This is a genomic window from Hydrogenophaga sp., from assembly GCF_028698005.1.
In the GTDB taxonomy this organism is placed as follows: Bacteria; Pseudomonadota; Gammaproteobacteria; order Burkholderiales; family Burkholderiaceae_C; genus Hydrogenophaga.
This window is the reverse complement of sequence record NZ_JAQVEJ010000252.1, coordinates 1-2,911: the sequence shown is the minus strand read 5'-3', so window position 1 is coordinate 2,911 and position 2,911 is coordinate 1. Positions and strand designations below refer to the sequence as shown.

Sequence of the window (2,911 nt, the reverse complement as noted above, 5' to 3'; positions counted from 1 at the left end):
GGCTCGGCGTATATTTCAGCAGTAACCATGAAACACCTGCTGAATCTGCTGGCGGCGATCGCCCTGCTTGTCTGGGGTACCTACCTCGTGCGCACGGGGGTGTTGCGCGTGTTCGGCAGCAACCTGCGCCAGATCCTCTCGATCAGCACCAGCAACCGTTTCTCGGCCTTTCTCTCGGGCTGGGGTGTCACGGCCCTGGTGCAGTCGAGCACAGCCACCGCGCTGATCATCTCGGCGTTCGTCGGGCGCAACCTGATCTCCCTGTCGGCCGCGCTGGCGGTGATGCTGGGCGCCGACGCCGGCTCGGCCACCATGGCGGTGGTGTTCTCGCTCGACCTGTCGTGGCTCTCGCCCCTGTGCATCTTCGCCGGCGTGACCCTGTTTCTGGCCCGCCAGGGCACGCAGGTGGGCGATGTGGGGCGGGTACTGATCGGCCTGGGCCTGATGCTGCTGGCACTGCAACTGATCGCCCAGGCCACCCATGTGCTGACCGGCAACCCGGCCGTGCAGCTCATGCTGGAATCGCTCTCGAGCGACCTGATGCTGGAGATCCTGGTCGGTGCCACGCTGGCCATCGTGTCGTACTCCAGCCTGGCGGTGGTACTGCTGACCGCCACACTGGCACTCAACGTCGTCGGCATCGAGGTGGCCATGGGCCTCGTGCTGGGCGCCAATCTGGGCAGCGGCATCCTGGCGGTCATCACCACCGCCGGCGCCTCGCGCCACACGCGCCAGGTTCCGCTGGGCAACCTGCTGTTCAAGTTGCTGGGGGTGCTCATCGCACCCATGCTGATGCACCTGTGGCTGGCCACGGCGCGGCGCTGGGTGCAGGACCCGGCGGCGCTGACGGTGCTGTTTCACCTGAGCTTCAATCTCATGGTCGGCCTGATCTTCATCGGCCTGACCGGCCCGATCGCACGCGTGGTCGAAATGATCCTGCCAGCCAGCCGCCAGAGCCCGCTGCACCGGCCCAACCATCTGGACCCGTCCGCGCTGGCCACACCATCGCTGGCCATCTCCTGTGCCGCGCGCGAAGCCCTGCACCAGGCCGACGTGGTGGAAACCATGCTGCGCGGCGTGATCACCGTGATCCGCAACAATGACCAGCAACTGTCGCAGGAGTTGCGCAAGCTCGACGACACGGTGGACGACCTGTATTCGGCCATCAAGTACTACCTGACCAAGCTCTCGCGCGAACAATTGAGCGAAGAGGAAAGCCGCCGCTGGACCGAAATCATCAGCTTCACGATCAACATGGAGCAGATCGGCGACACGGTGGAGCGGGTGCTGCTGGACATCGAGGACAAGAAAATCCGCCAGGGCCGCAGTTTTTCGGAGGCGGGCATGGCCGAGATCACCGAGCTGCATGAGCGCCTGCTGGACAACCTGCGCCTGGCCATGAGCGTGTTCCTCAATGGCGATGTGCGCGATGCCCAGAAGCTGCTGGAAGAGAAAGCGCGCTTTCGCGACCGCGAGCGCGAATACGCCTATGCCCACCTGGAACGCCTGACCGAAAAGAGCATGTCCAGCATGGAAACCAGCTCGTTGCACATCGACCTGATCAACGACCTCAAGCGCATCAACTCGAGCATCTGCTCGATCGCCTACCCGATCCTCGAATCGGTCGGCGCGCTCGCCCCGAGCCGGCTGCGCAAGGCCACCCCGTGATGCCCGTGGCCGCCTGCCGGATCGGGGCCTGTGCTAACCTCGCCGGGACAACCCCGCGCCGCCGCCAGCGGCGCTGAACAGGAGACACGACATGCCCGGCCTGCTGCCCCACATCGACCCCGACGGACTGCTCGAGTTCTCGGTCGTCTACACCGACCGTGCGCTCAACCACATGTCCCGGCGCTTCCAGGGTGTCATGACCGACATCGGCGCCATGCTCAAGCGCGTGTACGGTGCCCATGCGGTGGCGCTCGTGCCCGGCAGCGGCACCTACGGCATGGAGGCGGTGGCGCGCCAGTTCGCGGCCGGCCAACACGTCATGGTGATCCGCAACGGCTGGTTCAGCTACCGCTGGACACAGATCTTCGAGATGGGCGCGATCCCGGCCAGCCACACCGTGCTCAAGGCGCGCCGGACGGCCGGTGATGCGCAGGCCCCGTGGGTGCCGGCACCCATCGACGAGGTGACGGCCGCCATCGCGCGCGAAAAGCCCGCCCTGGTCTTCGCGCCGCACGTGGAGACCGCCTCCGGCATGATGCTGCCCGACGACTACCTGCGCGCCGTGGCCGACGCCGTGCATGCCGTGGGAGGTCTGTTCGTGCTCGACTGCATCGCCTCCGGCGCGATGTGGGTGGACATGCGCGCCACCGGCGTGGACATCCTGATCTCGGCACCGCAAAAGGGCTGGAGCAGTTCGCCCTGCTGCGCCATGGTCATGCTCGGCGAGCGCGCGCGCCAGGCCATCGATGGCACGCAAAGCAGCAGCTTCGCCATGGACCTGAAGAAGTGGCTGCAGATCATGGAGGCCTACGAAGGGGGTGGCCATGCCTATCACGCCACCATGCCGACCGACGCCCTGCAACGCCTGCGCGACACGATGAAGGAGACCGAGGCCTACGGGTTCGAGCGGGTACGCGAGGAGCAGATCGAACTGGGCCGCCGCGTGCGCACGCTGCTCGCCACGCATGGCTTCGCCAGCGTGGCCGCGCCGGGTTTCGAGGCCCCGGGCGTGGTGGTCAGCTACACCAGCGACCCCGACATCCAGAACGCCAGCAAATTTCTGGCCGCCGGCCTGCAGGCGGCCGCCGGCGTGCCGCTGCAGTGCGACGAAGGCGCGGACTTCCGGACCTTCCGCCTCGGCCTGTTCGGCCTGGACAAGTGGCACGACACGGACGCCACGGTGGCCCGTCTGGCCCAGGCCCTGGCCCGGGTGGCGCCGCGCAGCGAGGCGGTGCCCGCCTGA

At 67.1% G+C, this 2,911-nt stretch carries 2 protein-coding genes; both read left to right on the top strand.

Going from position 1 to position 2,911, the window contains the following annotated elements; translation table 11 throughout:
• Window positions 1-27 precede the first annotated feature (27 nt).
• The gene (locus PHQ87_RS15580; RefSeq protein ID WP_300236396.1) at window positions 28-1,668 is read left to right on the top strand and encodes a Na/Pi cotransporter family protein; all 1,641 of its coding nucleotides are present in this window, start codon (window positions 28-30) and stop codon (window positions 1,666-1,668) included.
• Between the two features lie 91 nt (window positions 1,669-1,759).
• The gene (locus PHQ87_RS15575) at window positions 1,760-2,911 is read left to right on the top strand and encodes an aminotransferase class V-fold PLP-dependent enzyme (RefSeq protein WP_300236393.1); all 1,152 of its coding nucleotides are present in this window, start codon (window positions 1,760-1,762) and stop codon (window positions 2,909-2,911) included.